Origin of the sequence: Thermus aquaticus (genome assembly GCF_001280255.1) — a bacterium.
In the GTDB taxonomy this organism is placed as follows: Bacteria; Deinococcota; Deinococci; order Deinococcales; family Thermaceae; genus Thermus; species Thermus aquaticus.
Genome location: NZ_LHCI01000035.1, coordinates 1 through 641 on the forward strand (window position 1 = coordinate 1; position 641 = coordinate 641).

Here is a 641-nt window from a genome sequence, read left to right on the forward strand (position 1 = left end):
TGGCCCATAGGCGTCCGCCTTCTGGGCTCATGCGGGCCACGTAGAAGGGGGAAAGCTCCAAGAGGCGTTCCGTGAAGCGGTGGACCTCAAAGAGGTCCAGGGTGCGGGCCAGGGCCTCAGCCACCTCCCGGAGAAGGGCTTCCTCCTCGAGGGTGAAGGCCCGCTCCCTTTCGCAGTCGTCCACTCCGAGAAAGCCCCAGAGCCGCCCCTCCACCCGGATGGGGACCACCAGGAGGCTTTGGATCTCCTGGGCCTCCAGAAGGGGCCTTTCCTCCTCGGGGAAGGTCCTTACCGCGCCTCCGATGGCTTCGCCCCGCAGAAAGGCCTCCAGCCAGCGGCCGTAGCCCGCTTCCCGCACGGGCAGGCGTTGCAGGCTGGGGTTCTGGATCTGGGGCGTGACGTGGGGGCCCGCCCACTCGGCCAGCTGGGAGGCGTACCAAAGCCCGTCCCGCTCCTCCAAGCGGAAGAGGTAGGCGCGGTGGGCCTGTAGGGCCTTGGCCAGGGCCCTGAGGGCCTCGGGAAGCCCCTGAAGGCCCTGCCGCAGGAGGGGCAGGACGGGCGAGGACCGTGAGGGAGTTCGGGTCCAGTCCATGGCCGAATCCCCTCTAGTTTACACCTAAGGGGGTGTGGTTTCTAAGAAA

General features: G+C 67.7%; 1 protein-coding gene. It reads right to left on the reverse strand.

What is annotated here, in order from left to right:
• A partial coding sequence (locus BVI061214_RS00220) for a GAF domain-containing protein (RefSeq protein WP_156303164.1) occupies window positions 1–592 on the reverse strand: 592 nt, incomplete at its 3' end.
• Window positions 593–641 lie beyond the last annotated feature (49 nt).